Below are 17,742 nucleotides of genomic sequence, written 5' to 3'. Positions count from 1 at the left end.
ATGCGATTTGTGAAGGTGCTGTTTGTAATGTTGGTCTGTTTTCCGGCTTGGGCCATGGCGGAGTCAGCGACATCGATTGTAAAAAAGTCTGATCAGCAGATGCGGGGGGATTCCAGCTACAGCGAGGCGACGATGCGCATTGTCCGGCCAGACTGGACCCGAACCATGAGCATGAAAAGCTGGACCAAGGGTTTGGATTTGTCATTGGTGCTGGTGACGGCTCCCGCCAAAGACAAAGGTACGGCTTCTCTTAAACGCTACCGCGAAATGTGGAACTGGCTACCTAGCATTGAGCGGGTGGTCAAAATTGCCCCTTCCATGCTAGGCCAGTCGTGGATGGGGTCGGATTTCACCAATGATGATCTGATCAACCAGTCGTCGATTGTCGTTGACTATACCCATGCGATGGTTGGCAAAGACGTCTTCGATAATGACCCGACCTGGGTAATTGATGCGATAGCCAAGCCCAATGCGCCGGTTGTCTGGAGCAAGGTGAGGCTGTGGATCTCGCAACAGACCTACCTGCAACGCAAGGTGGAGTTTTACGATGAGTTCGACGAGTTGATCAACACCCTCAATACTTACGAGGTGAAGTGGATGGGCGGGCGCCAGGTTGCGACGCGAATGGAAATGCTCCCGGCCGATAAGCCGGGCAACAAAACCGAGATCATCACCCATCAGGCCCAGTTTAATTTTCCGATCAAAGAGAGCTTTTTCTCCCAAAGCCAGATGAAAGCCCTGCGCGACTGATGGGCAGTTAACAAGGAAGGACCATGTTACTGAAACTAGCTTGGCGCAACATCTGGCGGCAGAAAAGGCGGACTCTCCTGACGGCATCGGCGTTGGCGCTGGCATTGGCACTCTCATTATTTATGCGCAGCCTGCAAGAGGGTACCTATGCCAATAATATTGAAAATGCGGCGCGATTCTATACCGGGCTGATCCAGCTCCAGCATCCTGAGTTTGCCGAAAGTCACAGCATCGATGATTTGCTCGTCATGGATGAATCTTTTCTCCAGCCGGTATTGGCGAACGTGCATATTAACCGTGTCCTGCCGCGGATAGAGTCGTTTGCCCTGGCGGCCTCCGCGGATAAGTCTAAAGGGGTGATGGTGCTCGGGGTCGATACGGTCGCGGAAGATAGTTATTCCGGCATTTCAAACCGCCTGATCCGGGGAGCGTTTCTGGTGCCTGACGATCAGCAAGTCCTGGTTGGTGAGGGGCTGGCCCGGTATTTTGGCTTGGATGTCGGTGACGAACTGATCCTCTATGGACAGGGGTATCGCGGGCAGACGGCCGCGGGTTTGTACCGGATAAAAGGTATCCTCGATTTTCCGGTTGCCCAACTGGATAACCAACTGGTGTACATGCCGATAGCACTCGCTCAAACTCTCTACAGCACCGGGGAACAAGTGACGGCCTGGGTGATGGATGTCAAGCCGCTTGCCCAGCTGCAACCGACGGTCGACCTGCTGGGCGAGGCGTACCGCAGCGAGGTAAATGTCCGGGATTGGCAGGATCTGGCGCCGGAAATGGCCCAGCAGATCCTGATGGATAAAGCCGGGGGGATTTTCATTATGTACCTGCTCTATGGCGTTGTGGGGTTTGGCCTGTTTGCGACTCTGTTGATGATGACGCTGGAGCGGCAACGTGAATTCGGGGTTATGCTGGCAACCGGGATGCTCAAGCGCAAGATAATTGCCTTATTAGGCTTGGAATCACTGATGATCGGCTGGTTGGGGATTGCCATGGGTATGGCAATTACGCTGCCGGTGCTAATTTGGTTCTACTTCAACCCGATTGAGCTAACCGGTGAAACCGCGGAGCTGGTGCTGGAGATGGGCTGGGAGCCTATCTTGCCCATGTCGCTGGACCCGGTGTTGATGCTCAACCAAATGGTGATTGTATTGGGGCTGCTGGCCATTTGCCTGATTTATCCGATGTGGCGGATCCGCCGCATCGATGTGGCCAGGGCGCTAAAAGGAGGCGGTCATGCGAACTGACATGCTGTTCAAGCTGGCGTGGCGTAATCTTTGGCGCAATAAACTTCGCACGGCGATCATGCTGGGTGCCATGGTGTTTGGCCTGATGGGGGTCGTTGCCATGATGGGGTTCCTGTCTGGTATGTACGGCAGCATGATCCACAACGCCATTGCTTGGCAAACCAGCCATATTCAAATTCACAACCGGCTCTATCTGGATGATCCCGACATCAAGCACACAATTGTTGAACTGGCCGATGTCGAGCAAGCCGTGGCGGCGCTACCCGGGCTCAAAGGGTGGTCAGCCCGGTTTGTTGCCGATGGTATGGTGGCGTCAGCGCGCAGTAACCGCGGTGTCCGTATCAATGGCGTGGATCTCGACGCGGAGTCAAAGGTTACGCCGCTGGTAGATAATATCACCCAGGGGCAATGGCTGAGTGAAGAAGGACGGAACCCGGTATTGGTGTCGGAAAAAACCGCCTCGCGCCTCAAGCTTCGAATTGGCTCCAAGGTCGTACTGACCTTCACGGATGCCAACGGCGATGTCAGCGGGGCCGCCTTTCGGGTGCGGGGGATGTTCAAGACACCCTCTACCAGTTTTGATGATGGCAATGTATTTGTTCGCCGGACTGACCTAACCGCGCTGGCTGGTATTGGGGGCGCCCATGAAATCGCCATTTTGCTCGATAGCGATGAGGCGGCCATGGTGCAGGCAAGGCGATTGGGTAAAGCGCTGGCGGCAACGGACGACAGTGCCGCGATGGCGAGGGGCAACCGGGTTCGAGACTGGCAGCAGGTCCAGCCTATGCTGGCTTCGATCATCAACCAGCAAGGGCTGAGCAATGCCATCATGCTGGGTATCTTCGTGGTGGCAATGGGCTTTGGTATCGTCAATGTCATGCTGATGTCGGTTTTCGAGCGTACCCGTGAGTTCGGGGTGCTGATGGCTGTTGGCATGCAGAAACACCGGGTGTTTTTGCTGATCATGCTGGAGACTACGTGGCTGGGGGTAACCGGGGCCGGTCTTGGCTTGCTTGCCAGTTTCTCCTTGATTGGCTTGCTGCAGTACACCGGGATACCGCTCGGGGCGATGGCCGAAGGACTGGGGGCGTTTGGGGTCGACACCTTGCTGTACCCGCATGTGTCCTTTGCCGAATACCAAATGATCTTTTTTACTGTCGTTGCGGCCAGCCTTCTCGCCGCACTTTATCCTGCCCGGCAAATCCTCAGGCAGCGCCCGGTTGATGCCATGGCTGAGATGCACTGATGAAAAAGCACTGATAGCGAGAAACGGATGACCATTACCATAAAGCAGTTATGCAAAACCTATAACCCTGACAGTGATTTTCCCGTACATGCGGTAAAAGATCTCGATCTTACGGTCGAACAAGGCGAGTTTGTTGCGATCATGGGGCCATCGGGCTCGGGCAAGACAACGTTGCTCAATATGATCGGGGGGATCGACAGTCCAAGTTCGGGGAGTGTGCATATCGATGGCTGCGATATCTGCCAGCTCGACGAAAAGGCATTGATTGCTTTTCGCCGCGACCATGTCGGCTTTATTTTCCAGGACTACAGCTTGCTGCCGGTTCTTACCGCGCTGGAGAATGTCGAGTTCGTGATGCAGCTGCAAGGGCACGATGAAGCCACCTGCCGCCAGCGGGCCAGTGCACTGTTGGCGCAGGTGGGGTTGGCAAGCCAGCAGCACAAGCGACCGGCCAAGCTCTCGGGTGGGCAACAGCAGCGGGTCGCCGTCGCGAGGGCGCTGGCGCCTCGCCCCCGTTTTGTGATGGCCGATGAGCCGACCGCCAACCTCGATGCCCAGAGCACCGCCGAGCTGCTCGATATCATGCAGCAACTCAATGAAAAGGAAGGGACCACCTTTATTTTCTCAACCCACGACCCTCGGGTGATCACGCGGGCCAAGCGGGTGATTGTGTTTGAGGACGGCAAGCTGAAGGAGGATCGCCGCCAGTGAGCAGGTATCGAAATAGCGTCGGCAAACCGCGACTGTCAATGCCGGTTTGGCTTTTGCTGACAGCTGGGGGACTGTTATCCCCGCTGGCATGTGGCCAGATCCCGGGCCTGGAGCCGGAAAAAGATTGGGATCTCAACGGATACGTGAAGTACATGGCAACGGGCACATTGCCGGACAGCGGCTCGAATGGCCTTGATCACCTGATCCATCAGCGCTTCAATTTTGAATATCGGTTTAATGGGCAGTGGCGGTTCAATGTCGGGATGCGCAATCGCCTGCTGTTTGGTGATGCCGCCGAAATCCCCGGTTACGGTGATCTGGTTGCGATCGATACCGGCTATATGGACTTGTCGAAAAATTGGCTGGACAAAAAAGGCGCCGTGGGGAATAGCCAGCTTGATCGCCTGTATGTCAATTGGCAGCGCGATGACTGGCAGGTGCGAGGCGGCCGTTTCCGGGTCAATTGGGCGATGGCCACGCTGTGGAACCCGAACGATATCTTCAATTCCTATTCCATCTATGATTTTGACTACGAAGAGCGTGCCGGGAGCGATGCGGTGATGGTCAGCCGTAAGCTCGGTTTTGCCAGTTCTTTCGATGTGGTTGTTAACCCCAACTCCGATAGCAACCTGAACAGTTACGCCGGCCGGTATCTGTTCAATCACAATGGCTGGGACTATCAGGTATTGGCCGGAAAATCCCTGTGGGATCATGTTGTCGGGGCTGGCTTTGCCGGCGATCTCCAAGGGGCTGGTGTCAGGGGAGAATTGAGCTGGTTCGAGCCTGATCAGGATGAATGGCAGGGTGAGCCGCTCGAGCATTCTGCGGTAGCCACACTCGAAACCGATTACAGCTTTGGCGGCCAGCGCAACTGGATGGCGCGGGGGGCGGTGCTGTATATCTCGAACCCGCAGACCCCACGCAATGCCATCGCCTTTTTGAACCTGCCGCTAACCGCGAGGACCTTGAGCTTTACCCGCTGGACGGCCTATGCGGATGCCAGTTTGGATGTTACCCCCCTTAGCCGTCTGACTCTGTCAGCATCATACTATGATGATGGCTCGTATTTTGTCGGTGCCAGCAACAGCTACTCGTTGGCGGATGACTGGCAGTTGCTCGGGGTTATCCAGCGCTTCGACGGCAGCGGCAATAGCTTGTTTGGTGACACCGCCAGTACCTTGCTGTTTGCCCAGATTCGCTGGAATTTTTAAGTTAGTCCAAACTGGGTAATAGTGGGGTATTGCAAGCGATAAATACTGATTATGCATGCTTATTGGTATCAATGACAGGGTAACGGGATAGCTGATGATAACACTCGAAGGGATTGACCATGTGGTGCTGAGAACCACCAAACTGCCTGACATGCTCCATTTTTATTGCCAGGTGCTTGGTGCAAAGCTGGAGCGCGAACTGCCCAAGGAGATGGGGTTGGTACAACTGCGTGCCGGTAGTGCCTTGATTGATCTGGTAACCGTTGATAGCCAGCTTGGCCAGTTAGGCGGTAAGCCGCCTAGCCAAGATGGCCGCAACGTCGATCACTTTTGTTTGCAGATAGCGCCTGTTTCGGAACAAGCGCTGCTTGAGTACTTATCCCAATACAATATTTCCTGCGAGGGCTTCGCCGAGCGCTATGGCGCTGAAGGGTTCGGCCGCTCGATCTATATTCAAGATCCTGAAGGGAATGTGGTGGAGCTCAAGCTGAAGTGCCAATGAACGTCATTAGCTAGAGCGTTGACCGCAACTGATAAAGTGTTCGGTACGAGCGATGCTCGAGATCCTTGGACGTCAGCCCAAACTGCTTGGCCAGCTGTTCAAGCTCACCTTTATATTTTGCAAGAAGCGATTCATCATTGGTCATGATGGCAAATTCTGCAAAGTGGCCAATACCATCGAGGAAGTCCAGGGTAATGTGGTACGGACCGACAAAGTAAATGCTACGCACTTTCTTCATTAACAAATAAGGCTCATAGCCCATGGTCGCCAGCATGCTTTTGGCGGCCTTTGCATCAGTGATATTGGTCGCTTCGCAGCGATCAGCCTCCGGCCCTTTGACGATCCAGAGCTTGATGCCCGATGGTTCCATTTCGCGGATAGCGACGCTCTTGTTTTGGCTTGCCAGTGAATGCTCGGGCGTGTCGAAGTACCAATCGGTCTCTATGTTGTCGACTAGCATAACTTCATGGTGGAGCGAACTGAGCACCTGTAAAAAATCAGATTTTGATTCCACACGGTACTTCAGCTCGACTTCATATTTTCCTTTGAAGTGTTCACTACTCATGTCTGCTTTCCGGGTGCTGGTTTTCAGTTTTGTTCATTTTCATGAATACGGCGGATCAGCTTGGCGGGGGTACCACCGTAAAGGCTGTCAGGTGGCACGTCTGAATTGACCACGGAGTTGGCGGCGATAACGGAGCGGGCACCGATGGTGACACCTTGGTTAATCACGACGTTACCACCAATCCAGACATCATCTTCGACGGTAATGGGCTTGCAGGTGGTCGCCCATTGGCGGCGCTCGAGGTAGTTCAGCGGGTGGCTGGCGCAGTAGAGCTGGGTATTTGGGCCAATGAGTACATTGTTGCCAATGGTAATCTTGGCACCGTCCAGCATGGTGACATTCATATTGATGAAGGTTTTCTCACCGATATAAATGGTTTTACCGAATTCGCAGTGGAAGGGAGAGCGGACGATGCTTGAATCGGGTATGTCACCCATCAGTTGGCTGAGGAGAACACTGCGCTGGGTGTCATCAATGGTTTGGTTTAACGCCATCAACACCTGTGCGGCGTTGTCACGAATGTGGTTGATCCCTTGATCGCTGCCGTCAAAGTCTTTGCCTGCGAGCATTTTCTCGAATTCGGTCATTGTCTTTCCAATCTGTCTCTATTTGGGCCGGTCAGACAGCCCTGAGTATATTGTTGCAAGGACTATAGCGACCTCATGATATGATGAGAAGTGATTAAAATTCATTATTCAGCTGAATCAAAGGAATATCATGATCGATCTATCCCGCCTGCTAAAAAATGATATGAATCTGTTGATTTGCCTGTATGTGCTATTGCAAGAGCGCAGTGTCAGCCGGGCAGCAGACAAGCTGTATTTATCGCAGTCTGCAGTGAGCAAACAGCTGACAAAATTGCGCCAAGTGTTTGATGACCAGCTTTTCGAGCGCGAGTCGAAAGGCTTGTTGCCCACCCCAAAAGCACTGTCTTTGGAGGCTAAATTACAGCAGATCTTGCTGCAGGTCGACCAGCTCAGTGATCCCGACCGCTTCGAGCCGGAGAGCAGTACCCGTTCATTCAATATCGATCTGATTGAAACGGCGTACGCGACAATTTATCCCCGTTTTTTGCCGGCGGCGTTAGCCGAAGCGCCGAATATCACCATAAACAGCCGCGACTGGAATGCAAACAGCCTCCAGCGCCTGCAAAAACGGGAAGTGGACTTTGGGATCGGGATTTTCGAGTGGGACAGCCGGGCGAAGACCCATGTCCAGACTATTCCAGACACGCTCAGCTATGTTGAGCTAATGCGCGACTCATCCGCTTGTGTAATGCGCAGAGGACACCCCGCGCTGCAGGAGGAGTGGAGCCTGGAGACCTTTTTGAAATACCGTCATATCCAGGTGTTGACCGGGGGGATCACCAGCTGGTTATTGCATGAAGTGCTGGACTCCAAGCGTCTTAAGATAAACAACGCGGTAAATATGTCGGATATTGCCAGTGCGGTAAAGCTGTGTGAGAAGAGTGATTTGCTGACCTCTTACCCTTATGAGTGTGTGCGCGATTTTGTTGATAGCGCCGACATTGTGATCAAGCCGCTGCCGATTGAATTAGACCCCGGCGGTCAGTTCTTGTTGTGGAACAAGCAGTTCGACACGGATCCCAGCCATAGATGGCTCAGGGAGCTGATTATCAATCAGTTCAACGGCAGCGAGTGAAACCGGCGGTTACTTCTGGTGTAGCCCCATCTTGCACAGCTGCCTGAAGTCCTTGGGACTGACATCGGTATGGCGCTTGAAGAATTTGGTCATATTGGTGGCTTCGTTGAAACCGAGCCGGTTGGCCACATCGGAAATCGAATACTGGCTGAAGGCCAACAGGCGCTTGGCCTCAACCAGGACCCGTTCATCGACGAGCTCTTTGACACTGAGGCAGGCGTGATCCTTGGCAAGCTTGTCCAGCTGCTTGATGCTTTTGCCCAATGCCAGCGCGATTTCCCCTGCTGTCGGTCTTTGCTGGAAATGCTCGTCGATATATTTTTTCAGCCGGTAATAGTCGTTGTGGCCAATTCGCTGGGTGGATTGCAATTGTTGCTGGTAGCTGGGTACCACGGCTTTGAGGATGATGGACCGGATCAGATTGCGAATGATCTCGTCTTTGAATTCAGAGGTCGATGCAAACTCATTGACCATGGCATTGAACAGTAGCCCGATATCGTCATCGACATGGTGGACGCAATTAATGTGGCCCATGGCGGTGAGCAAGAGATCGAAGTAGGGATCGGTATTGCCACTGGACAGAAAGCTGCAGTCGAACGAAAGCACGTAGCCATCGACCGCACGCTGTTTGGCAAAGGCATGGATCTGGTTCTTGCCCAGTATCAGCATAGATCCGGTACGCAGTCGATGCTGTTGGTGTTCGACGTAATGCACGCCTTGGCCCTCGGTGATATAGATCAATGCACTGAAGTTAAGCCGGTGTGGCCTGGAAACGGTCTCTAAACCCCTTAGGGTATAGAGATCTGAAATCCTGTTGATAAAGGGATTAATCAGGTTCACTTCTCTGTTCAGGCGCTCGAGAGGGATGCACTTGCTAGTCATATCTATCTTTACAAAAGGCGCTTGGCGTTCGGCCAAGCCCTTACACTCCATGGAAACTGCGGCGTAGCAGAGGTGCTTGCTGCTCGCTTTAGTATTTTTCTTGCGTCAAATCGTTAGCCATTTGCCGGAAGTCGACTTTTGGTGCGCTGTTGAGCTCCGTGGTCTTGGCCGTCGGCTCGGTCTGGCGTGACACACTGTGCAATATCGAGCGCTGAGGTGCATCACTGCTCAGGGCCATGAAGCTGGCACTGATTTGCAGCATGATGACAACAGAAGCCAGGCAATAAAATACGAGGGAAATACGCTGTCTCATCGGTGGCCTCCAGTATGTTCATGGCGAGTAGGTACGTCTTCCGCTGCGATTTGTTTTGGTGCCGTTCGTTTGGCCATGCCTTGTCGCCGCTTGCGAGGCTTGGCAGCCTGTTTGATCCACTGCTTATTGAAAACGACAAAGTCAGTTAAGGTATTGATCGGACACAAACTTTGGCACCAAGGACGGCGGACGATTAATGAGGTTAGGAGGATCATCACAGTTAGGATAAACAGGTACATACCGCCGATCATGCCAAAGGCGATGCCGAAGGGCTCGTAGACAAAGGCGGCAGGGTTGCGGAAATAAGCCCCCAGACAGAGGGTGGCCAGCAGCAGGAAGCGGGGAAACCAGATAAACAGTGAACGGCGTATCGGTGACGCTTTGGCTTTGCCGACCTTGGCCAGGCATTGCTGGACGGCACCGAATGGGCAGAGGCTCTGGCAATACACGTTCCGGTTGTAGTAGAGGATACAGCCAATGCTCAGCATCAGCAGAATAAATGGCGTGTAATTGGCGACACCGCTGAGCCAGGTGCCGGAGACTAATCCAGCCATGGTGGAAGCCGAATAGAGTGACGCGGAGTGGAAGCCAAACAGCAGGGTAGAGCCAGCCAGCAGCACGGCATTCATTTTGCTCTTGTGCTCAGAGCGGGTGCGGCTAACCCAGACTGCCGCAACGAAAAATAGCAGGGCCGCAGCATCAAGCCATTTCAGGTAATGCCACGCGGGCTTGGCCTCGGTAAACTGGTAGCCAAATAGCCGCAGCCGGATCGGATCGGCCGCTTGGTTCAATGCCTGGGTATAGGCCTTCGAAGTCAGGGTGGCGCCGGATACCGCATCTACAGACAATGCGGTTTTGATATTCTGGGCCAGCAATGATTCGGGCAGTTTCTGCTCGGCCACTTTGTCAAAATAAGAGGTTGTTTCTTTAGAGCCCAGCAAGGCAATGGTTTCTATCTCCCCTTGATGGGAAAAGACCGCGCCGATGGTTAACTCGCCGCCGTAGCCAACGCCGGTGCCGAAGCTGACCCACTTGCTCGTATCCTGGGTAGTTTCTGGCGCAGGGTTGTTCTCAACACTCGGTACGATTTGATAGAGCAGGGGAGCCACTTCGATAAGCTGTTCGCCGCTGGCGAGGATACTGTCGAAGAACTGGGTTTGGGAATGGTTGGTGCGCTGCCCGCCGAGGTACCATGCAAACGCCAAAGCCAAGATAGAGATAACACTCACAAATTTGTCGAAGCGGCTATTACGCCGAGGTTTGGTCTTTCTTTCCATATATCTCCAAAGCCATGAGGCATCGATCCGATGCCTCATGGCTTATTCCTATCATACTGTGATCAAAATAGGTTAGCGCTGTATTCAGAACTAGCGACTCAGTGCTTCGGCTTCAGGGCGATGAGTACTCTTAGCAGGACTGCCCCTGCGATAACGAGGCCGGTGCCGACAAACCCGAGGAAGTACCAACCGGCAAGGCCCTCGTTTTCACCCAACAGGGTAAATGCCCCGGCAATGGTGAGAATGATCGAGGCCCACCAGGTACCGGCCAGTGTCCATTTCCACCAGTTCATCCCCAGTTTAAATTGCTTGGCCCATTGGTTGGCGCCGGCAAAGACCAGTACCTGTAAAGCGCCGAATGCCATCCAGAACAACGGATCCAGTATTGTTGATTGTGGAAACATCAGAAGCCCTCCCAGTTGCCGTCATAGTCCCAGGTCTTCTTGACCTGGAGGTAATCCTCGCTGCGTAGCCACTCCGGCGGTTGGTGGTAGCCTGCAAATCGCCCGCCGTTCCAGTCGCCGTGGTAGGCTTCTGCCTCTGGGTAATAGAAGAAGTTATGCTGCATCGCCAACAAGGTTTTGCGGGTCAAGCCGGTTGGATCTCGCGGGTCGGTCTCCTTGACCAGCGCATGGATCCAGTTGTTCTTGCGGGTATATGGGCATACCGCGATACAGACCCTGCACCCCATGGCGGTCTCCGTTGGACCCTGGCGCCACATGGTCCAGCAACTGTCCTGGTTGAAGTCGAACTTGCGATAGCCTCGCACGACGGCATCGGGTTTATCAGCTTTGCTGATCGAGCCGCTCGGGCAAGAGTCCGCGCAGATTTTGCACTCTTCGCAGAAGTGTTTCACTTTGGTATCGATCGGCTTGTCAGGCTCCATATCCAAATCAGTGATCACGGCGGCAAGGCGGATATTCGGACCCAGCTCCGGGGTCAGCAGGATACCGTTACGGGCGGCTTCGCCCATACCGGCCTGAATTGCCAGTGGCGGCACGACGATCTCATAGTCCGAACCCGGCCACTGTGGCCGGGCCGCGTAACCCAGTTCACCCAGGAAGGCTGCCATCAGCCCCGAAGCATTCTTGGCGCGGAAATAGCCGTCATAGGAGGTAGAGTAGCCGATAGAAGCATACATCGGGTCCCAGTTCATTGGGGTACCGAAGATAATGACATTCTTCCAGTGTTTCGGAATGCTCTCGTCCCAGTCGGGCATACCGCGCATGGTGTTTTTGAATACGAAGCTCGGGTCCAGCTTGGTGATGCCGACAATGCTCATGCCGAACTTGAACGCCATTTTCTTGATCAGCTCTGAGGCGTGTTTAGGCGATTTAAAGGCTTGAGGCTCACGCTTGACCCACTGGAAATCGACCTCATCGGGGTGGCCTTTGGGCTTCGGAGGGAAGTTGCTGCTATTGCCCTTCAAGTAAGCCGCAGAATAGGCCCAAGCGAGGGCAAAGCGGTCACGGTGTCGTTCGATGTTCTGGTCGTGCTTGGCCTTTTCTTCAAATGACTGGTACATATCGTCCCAGCGTTCTGGGTGGCGGGAGTAGTACTCACGCACCTGCTCATTGGGGATATCACGCCAATCCTTAGTGGGTACCCAGCCGTTGCCCATCTCTTTGCCCAGTGCACGGGTGCGGTGGAACAGGAAGTCGCTCCATTCAGGACGGACGGGCTCGCTGACCACTTCCATTGTCGGGGCGACATCGACCCGGAAAGGCTCGCGGTTGAAATACATATCTTTGCCCGCTTCGGTGCGACCCCAGCCGACGTTGGCATCTGGGTCACGGCCCAGTACAAAACCTGCACCGGCGGCGGCACCCACGGTGGCAGTGGCTGCCGCAACACCACCAAGTTTGAGGAAGTCGCGTCGCGATGTACTGGCAACGCCTTGTTCGGTTTTTTCTCTCACGTTTGCTCCCTGTGTATTAGTTTAATTCGACGATATCGAGGCTCAGTTTCTTGTTGATGGTATTGATGAGCGCTCGGTGAGTAACTTTGTAATGGCCGGATAGCTTGTTGAGTTCGACCATAATGTGCTGGGCCTCGGCCCATTGCCCGCTATGGAAATAGCAAAGGAAAAGTTGCTCGAGGCTCCATTCTTCATGCGGTTCGAGGGTCAGTAGCTGTTTGAGATCAGGCTCGAGCTGGTCAAAAAGATTGAGCTCGGCTTTGATGCGGGCACGGATGTTGAGTACATCGAAATTGCTAGGGTGTACGCTTAGGTATTGGTCCAACGCTTCAAGCGCTTCTTCCAGTCTGCCTTGCTGGTGGGCACAGATGCCAGCCAATCGCACCAGCTCGAACGATGAAACCTGGTTTTCGAAGGCGCGGGTGATCCATTTATCAGCCTGAACGTTCTCCCCCAGCGCCAGGTAACTGCTGGTGGCGGTGATGTAGGTAGAAACCAGCGAATGATCTTTGCTGTAGGCCTGTTCGGCATATTGTGCTGCCAACGCGAAGTTGCCTTCTTGGTAATAAAGGCCAGCAAGATTCTGGTAGCCGCCGATAAAGTCAGGGTCGGTGGTGATACTGCGCTTGAAGCTCTCTTCGGCCAACTCGCTTTGACCCAGATACAGATGGCTAAAGCCGAGGTGGCAGTGCAGCAGGGGATTGTGGGTATTGAGGGCTATCGACTCTTCGAACATCGATTTTGCCATTTCGTAATCGCCCAACTGCTGGTAGACCAACCCGCAGCAGGTTTTGAATTCTTCTTCGCTGAGCAGGGGCTTATGGTTATTGATGGTTACCATGGCAAGCTGGCACATCTGGGCGGCCATCAGGGTTTCGAACAGGAATTTCAGCTGGGCTGGGCTAAGCCTGTGTGTAGCCACGATGTCACTCATGATTAACGTAAAGGCTTCATGTTCTAACCAGTCGGCATGGCTATGTCCTTGGGTGTCTTCGCTCTCCCAGCTTGTTTGCTGGCGCTGTTGTTGCTTGGGAAACTGTACTTGTAAAAACAGCAGACGCTCGTTGAGCGGTGCGAGTACGTCGGCAGGATCAGGGAACTGCGTGATCTGTTTCTTGATATATTGGTAGAGCTCAATCCACTTACTGCTAATCATTCGGGTGTCCTTGGAGAAAGATCAGCTCAAGTATTGTGGATACGGCAAATGGTCAAAAGGTACAAATCTCCCCGTTTTGGGTAGAAAAATGCCCTTTGCTGACAATGTTGATTTTAATCAATAGATGTGTTCGGAATGAAAGGGCTAAAAGCAATATAGCCCTTTGTATTTATTGAGTTTGTTTTGTAAGGCTAATGGTCGCTGTGGGTTGATAGCAGGCCGTTGTCACTACCAAAACCGTTATGGATGTAGTCATCTGCACCGGGGTCATTTTCCCACGTTGAACCATTGATCAGGTAGCGGAATTGATATTGGCCATCTTTGGGCAAGCGAAGTTTCAGGCTAAAGATTTTCTTTTTGTTTAGTTTCATCGGGGTGGCTTGCCACTGGGTAAAGTCACCCGATACCGCAACGGTTTCGGTCATGCTACCTGCTTGAGGCCATTCGAAAGTGACTTCGACTTCATCTTTGGTTTTAAAAAAGCGCTTTTTAATCATGTTCACTCCTTGGAATAAAGCGTAATGATGAAAGCAAGCAACTTAAATGCCAATAATCAATGGGTTATACAGTGGTAGTAAAAGGTGGCATAGGGCTGGAAATTGTTGCCAATGCCCCATAAAGGGGCAATGGATGCACCATGACTAAGCTGAGCTTATGGCCTGCGAGTCTGCAAGTTTGGAATAACGGGTAACTCGTCATGAAAAGCGCCTTTTGCTGCCATAAAACCAAATGTATACGGAGCAACCTGTAGCCCTTGGCGGGCACGGTGGTCTTGGCTTTCGCGTAGCAGGTTAAATAACCAATCATCTAGCTTATGGACAACTTTTTGAAACTCGTCTTTGGTGAGATCGGCTTTCAGTGTAATGAGGAAAGCATCCTCATCGTCGGCCGATATACCGATGACTCGCTCTTGAAGTCTGGTTAATACTTGATGGGTAAAAAACTCGGGAAATTTAGAGCCTTTTTCGAATGAGGTGTGGGTCGGGACACACAGCTTTACTTCATGAGCTAGCCCTAGGGTGATTAGCCCTACTTTTTCCAGCTGCCTTAGATAGAGGTGAACGGAAGCGTTATTGAGGTGATATTTAGCTGTAATTTCAGCAACGCTTTGGTGCTCGGTCAGTTTTGTCCAGAACGTAAATAGGGCAGGGTTATCCCAAAATGCCTGATCTTGCTCAGAGGTGAAAAGGGGGATTTTAAACAGGTTTTTCTCGGCCTCTACTAGCAGGTTTGAAAGCGGTACATCAATGAGCTGGCAGATAGCAATGAGTCTCTGCATGGAAAGAGGCTGCTGGTTGTTCAGCAGGCGCTTGATGCTCACATCAGAAATACCTAATTGGGTCGAAAGTGCTCTGTAGTTAATGCCGTGCTTTTTGAGCTCCCTTTTGATTATCCGGCATACCTCGAAGGACAGTTGTTCTTCCATATTGTTTACTTTTCCTTTTCCATGTTGTCGGGCACGTGAGGTGATACATGAATGGTCATTATACGATGCTTTTTTGTTCATTGTTGTTCTGGAGGGTCAATATGAGACTCTTTGAAAAACAAAGGACATGGAGGAGCAAGATGACACGGGAGGCATTGGTATGGCGTTATGCCATTCAACAATTTATACACTGGACGATTGTCGGTATTACTATTCCGGTGTTGATACTGCTTTTTCAGGCCAGAGGGTTTAACTTACAGGATATTGGTCTGGTGATGGCCGTTTGGGTGGGCAGTACTGCGGTACTGGAAGTGCCCCTTGGTGGTGTTGCGGATAGGTATGGCCGTAAAGCCACCTACCTTGGTTCGTTGATCGTCAATATACTGGGTTGTTTTGCTCTGTTGTATGTCACCGAACTAGTAGAGATGTTGTTCTCAGCCTTTATGCTAGGGGCGTCTCGGGCCATTTACTCTGGCACGCTTGATGCTTGGTTTTACGATGCCTTTCAACAATGTCGCCAGCACAAGCTAACATTTCATACGGCACAATCCTATGTGAATATTTCTGTCACTATTGGATTGGCTTTGGGCTCGCTGCTTGGCGGCTGGCTGCCGGACTATGTGGTGAGTACTGGTGCACAGTGGGCCAGCATTTATGATCTTAATCTTGTGGTGGTGATTGTCGCAAATACCTTTTTGATTGCTGTCACGGCAGTGCTGCTCCGCGATAATAAAGAGCAAAACAAAGCTGTTGATTTGAAAGCCACTAACCTAAGTGTTTCGGTCCAGGCTTTAAGTGAGGCGTTTACGCATGATGTTATCAAGAGGCTGATGCAGACAACTATCGTTTATGGTGCAGTGCTAAGTGCCGTAGAGACATTTTGGCAGCCTTATCTGATGGCGATAATACAAACGACCACCAGCGGTCCGAATGAGAGTAGCATCACGCTGTTTGGCATTTTAGCAGGGCTGTATTTTTTGATGTCTGCTTTATCTTCCTTATTCTCTATCCGTTTGTTGGCTTTTTGTAATGGCTCACATAAAACGTTGATGCTTGCAACTCGGATCTTAGCCGGTCTTGTTTTGATAGCCATGGCAAATAGTGATGAAACTCTTTCGTTTACTTTGTCTTATCTGGCTTTTTTCTTCTTTTTTACTCTGGGCAATAGTTCTCAAAGCGTGCTGACCCATGAAAATACCCAGCCGCAGCATCGGTCTACCATGTTGTCGGTGAGCTCCTTGGTAGTGACTTGCGGGGCGGTGGTTGCTTCATTGTTGTTTGGCTTTATCTCTGAGCATTATGGCATTTCACTGAGCTGGCTGATTTGCGGAGGGGCACTGGTAGTATCTTCAGCGTGGTTCGTCCTGATCCCTGATAATCACAGTGCTGCTGCCCAGCAGTAGAGAGATACCAGCGCCACAACAAAAGAGGGAGAACGTATGTTCCCCCTCTAAATTCACTGAGATAAGTGCCAAATTCAATTAGGCGATATTGTGGCTTTGCCCACCGGCGTCTTTGAACCAGTTGTAGAGGTGGGTTTGCAGCTCGCTGAGCTGCTCCGGGCCGATAATGGCCAGGCCAAGGTCCTGGGCGCGCACCACATCGTGATGGCGAAGAGGTCGAAAGCTCACCAGCATGGCACGGGCCTGCAGGCCGCCAAGCAGGTCTCGCAGTGATTCTAGCTTGTACAAGGTGTCGTCACCGTCGTCACGCATGCCTTTTGTTTTGCATTCGATAATATGGAGCTTGTTGTTTACCACTGTGGCAACATCAAGCTCATTACGAACCTCGCGATCGCCAATCTGGCGGTAGACCTGAACACCCAGCGAGTGGTCTTGGATGGTCGGTAGATCGTTCTGGATAGCCCGTACTGTGCTGTGTACCAGGTTCTCTAGCCACTCGCCGTTGGCGAAGCGGCGTGCTTCCTCATGCTTGAAGGTTAGGGTGCCAGCCTGGTAGGTCGCGAGGCCGGTTTCTTCCAGGTCTTTGATGAGCATTCCCAGCTCTTTGTAGCCTTGCTGCTTCTCGCTCAGCTCCACATCGAGCTTTTGCTCTTTGCGACAAGTGGTGGCCAAGTAGTTGAGGGTGGCAAGGCCGGGGCCGAGCTCAAGGGCCGAGCTTGCCCAGCGTTGCCCCAACTCCCAAAGCTGCTCGTTGAGCTCTTCAGGTACCAAACTCTCGGGTAATTCACAGCGGGCACCGAAAATGGTCAGGTAGTCGGTTAGTTGTATGCGGTCTTCCACTTGCTGTTGCTCGCGGTCTGCCGGGTACAACCAGCACATTTCGTCACTGTACGGCTCGATGACATAAATTGGCCAATGGTAAGTGCGGAAAACTTCATAAGCGGATAATAGGCGGTGACGCAGGCCGCAGCTGGCATTGAACCAGACATCGGTTTGTTCGACTTTGAGTTTTTCTGCCAGCTCGATAATACGAGCGCGAATGCGGGTGATATTGATGGAATCAGGGATGATGAAAAACTCGGCGTCGATATTGCGGGGAAGCAAAATCGACGCTAGGCGGTCGTATTGTTCTTGCTGCGCTTCGGTGCCGATAAAAATCATTTTATTGGCCGGGATGCCGTGGTCGAGAAGTGGGGTGATCAGTCTCACGGGATCCTGATCGATAATGCCAACATGTGTAATCATAATTATCCTTAAGCGTTATCTGTGACTGTGCCGGCTCATCGATAATGGGGTACAAAGGGCGGCCCGGGCTTACTAGTCAGTGACGCTTTATATTTGTCATTCTTTATATATGCGGACAGTGTTCATTAAAATCAAGTCACACTGTTGCGTATGCTCATATTATTTTGTGCTTGATGCTCTGTTTGGTGAGCGCTGATTCAATAACTTAATTGAATCAATTCA

General features: G+C 52.3%; 19 protein-coding genes. 8 read left to right on the top strand and 11 right to left on the bottom strand.

What is annotated here, in order from left to right; genetic code table 11:
* From PTW35_RS11920 to PTW35_RS11895, 6 genes are all read left to right on the top strand, one after another.
* The gene (locus tag PTW35_RS11920; protein ID WP_281025173.1) at positions 1-750 is read left to right on the top strand and encodes an outer membrane lipoprotein-sorting protein; all 750 of its coding nucleotides are present in this window, start codon (positions 1-3) and stop codon (positions 748-750) included.
* A gap of 23 nt (positions 751-773) precedes the next feature.
* Positions 774-2,003 carry an ABC transporter permease gene (locus PTW35_RS11915; RefSeq protein ID WP_281025172.1) on the top strand — a complete coding sequence of 410 codons (1,230 nt, stop codon included), beginning with the start codon at positions 774-776 and terminating at the stop codon, positions 2,001-2,003.
* Between the two features lies 1 nt (position 2,004).
* Positions 2,005-3,249 carry an FtsX-like permease family protein gene (locus tag PTW35_RS11910; protein WP_281027497.1) on the top strand — a complete coding sequence of 415 codons (1,245 nt, stop codon included), beginning with the start codon at positions 2,005-2,007 and terminating at the stop codon, positions 3,247-3,249.
* Between the two features lie 27 nt (positions 3,250-3,276).
* Positions 3,277-3,960 (top strand): ABC transporter ATP-binding protein, encoded by a 684-nt coding sequence (locus tag PTW35_RS11905; protein ID WP_281025171.1) that lies wholly within the window; start codon positions 3,277-3,279, stop codon positions 3,958-3,960.
* 38 nt (positions 3,961-3,998) lie between these two features.
* Positions 3,999-5,171 (top strand): hypothetical protein, encoded by a 1,173-nt coding sequence (locus PTW35_RS11900; protein WP_281027496.1) that lies wholly within the window; start codon positions 3,999-4,001, stop codon positions 5,169-5,171.
* Positions 5,172-5,265: 94 nt separating this feature from the next.
* Positions 5,266-5,673, top strand: a complete 408-nt coding sequence (locus PTW35_RS11895) for a VOC family protein (protein WP_281025170.1) — start codon at positions 5,266-5,268, stop codon at positions 5,671-5,673.
* A gap of 10 nt (positions 5,674-5,683) precedes the next feature.
* On the opposite strand, the gene cyaB is transcribed toward PTW35_RS11895, so the two are convergent.
* Both cyaB and PTW35_RS11885 read right to left on the bottom strand, forming a co-directional pair.
* Positions 5,684-6,238 (bottom strand): class IV adenylate cyclase, encoded by a 555-nt coding sequence (cyaB, locus tag PTW35_RS11890; protein WP_281025169.1) that lies wholly within the window; start codon positions 6,236-6,238, stop codon positions 5,684-5,686.
* Between the two features lie 23 nt (positions 6,239-6,261).
* The gene (locus PTW35_RS11885) at positions 6,262-6,825 is read right to left on the bottom strand and encodes a sugar O-acetyltransferase (protein ID WP_044623769.1); all 564 of its coding nucleotides are present in this window, start codon (positions 6,823-6,825) and stop codon (positions 6,262-6,264) included.
* Positions 6,826-6,955: 130 nt separating this feature from the next.
* On the opposite strand from PTW35_RS11885, the gene PTW35_RS11880 reads away from it, so the two are divergent.
* Positions 6,956-7,900, top strand: coding sequence for a LysR substrate-binding domain-containing protein (locus PTW35_RS11880; RefSeq protein WP_281025168.1), 945 nt, complete (start codon positions 6,956-6,958; stop codon positions 7,898-7,900).
* 9 nt (positions 7,901-7,909) lie between these two features.
* On the opposite strand, the gene PTW35_RS11875 is transcribed toward PTW35_RS11880, so the two are convergent.
* The 8 genes from PTW35_RS11875 to PTW35_RS11840 form a co-directional block, all read right to left on the bottom strand.
* A complete protein-coding gene (locus tag PTW35_RS11875) occupies positions 7,910-8,782 on the bottom strand; it encodes an AraC family transcriptional regulator (RefSeq protein ID WP_281025167.1) in 873 nt (290 codons plus the stop codon).
* An 88-nt stretch (positions 8,783-8,870) separates the two neighbouring features.
* Complete coding sequence (locus PTW35_RS11870; protein ID WP_281025166.1) at positions 8,871-9,095, bottom strand: hypothetical protein; 225 nt, start codon at positions 9,093-9,095, stop codon at positions 8,871-8,873.
* Positions 9,092-10,372 carry a 4Fe-4S binding protein gene (locus PTW35_RS11865; RefSeq protein ID WP_281025165.1) on the bottom strand — a complete coding sequence of 427 codons (1,281 nt, stop codon included), beginning with the start codon at positions 10,370-10,372 and terminating at the stop codon, positions 9,092-9,094. The genes PTW35_RS11870 and PTW35_RS11865 overlap by 4 nt, the downstream gene beginning before the upstream one ends.
* A gap of 98 nt (positions 10,373-10,470) precedes the next feature.
* Positions 10,471-10,776: a hypothetical protein gene (locus tag PTW35_RS11860; RefSeq protein ID WP_281025164.1), complete on the bottom strand. Its 306-nt coding sequence runs from the start codon at positions 10,774-10,776 to the stop codon at positions 10,471-10,473.
* Positions 10,776-12,290 (bottom strand): reductive dehalogenase, encoded by a 1,515-nt coding sequence (locus PTW35_RS11855; RefSeq protein ID WP_281025163.1) that lies wholly within the window; start codon positions 12,288-12,290, stop codon positions 10,776-10,778. Before PTW35_RS11855 ends, PTW35_RS11860 begins: the two co-directional genes overlap by 1 nt.
* Before the next feature lie 16 nt (positions 12,291-12,306).
* Positions 12,307-13,446, bottom strand: a complete 1,140-nt coding sequence (locus PTW35_RS11850) for a tetratricopeptide repeat protein (RefSeq protein WP_281025162.1) — start codon at positions 13,444-13,446, stop codon at positions 12,307-12,309.
* 191 nt (positions 13,447-13,637) lie between these two features.
* Complete coding sequence (locus PTW35_RS11845; RefSeq protein WP_281025161.1) at positions 13,638-13,943, bottom strand: isoamylase early set domain-containing protein; 306 nt, start codon at positions 13,941-13,943, stop codon at positions 13,638-13,640.
* Between the two features lie 155 nt (positions 13,944-14,098).
* Positions 14,099-14,872: a helix-turn-helix transcriptional regulator gene (locus PTW35_RS11840; protein ID WP_044623761.1), complete on the bottom strand. Its 774-nt coding sequence runs from the start codon at positions 14,870-14,872 to the stop codon at positions 14,099-14,101.
* Between the two features lie 101 nt (positions 14,873-14,973).
* Here PTW35_RS11840 and PTW35_RS11835 point away from each other — a divergent pair, with 101 nt between their 5' ends.
* Entirely contained in the window at positions 14,974-16,275 is a 1,302-nt protein-coding gene (locus PTW35_RS11835) for an MFS transporter (RefSeq protein WP_281025160.1), read from the top strand.
* Between the two features lie 78 nt (positions 16,276-16,353).
* Here the strand turns inward: PTW35_RS11835 and PTW35_RS11830 are convergent, their stop codons facing one another.
* The gene (locus PTW35_RS11830; protein WP_281025159.1) at positions 16,354-17,520 is read right to left on the bottom strand and encodes a DUF1887 family CARF protein; all 1,167 of its coding nucleotides are present in this window, start codon (positions 17,518-17,520) and stop codon (positions 16,354-16,356) included.
* Positions 17,521-17,742: the final 222 nt, after the last annotated feature.

Origin of the sequence: Photobacterium sp. DA100, from assembly GCF_029223585.1 — a bacterium.
GTDB lineage: Bacteria > Pseudomonadota > Gammaproteobacteria > Enterobacterales > Vibrionaceae > Photobacterium.
The sequence above is the reverse complement of the archived record's forward strand: the minus strand, read 5'-3'. Positions and strand labels throughout refer to the sequence as shown.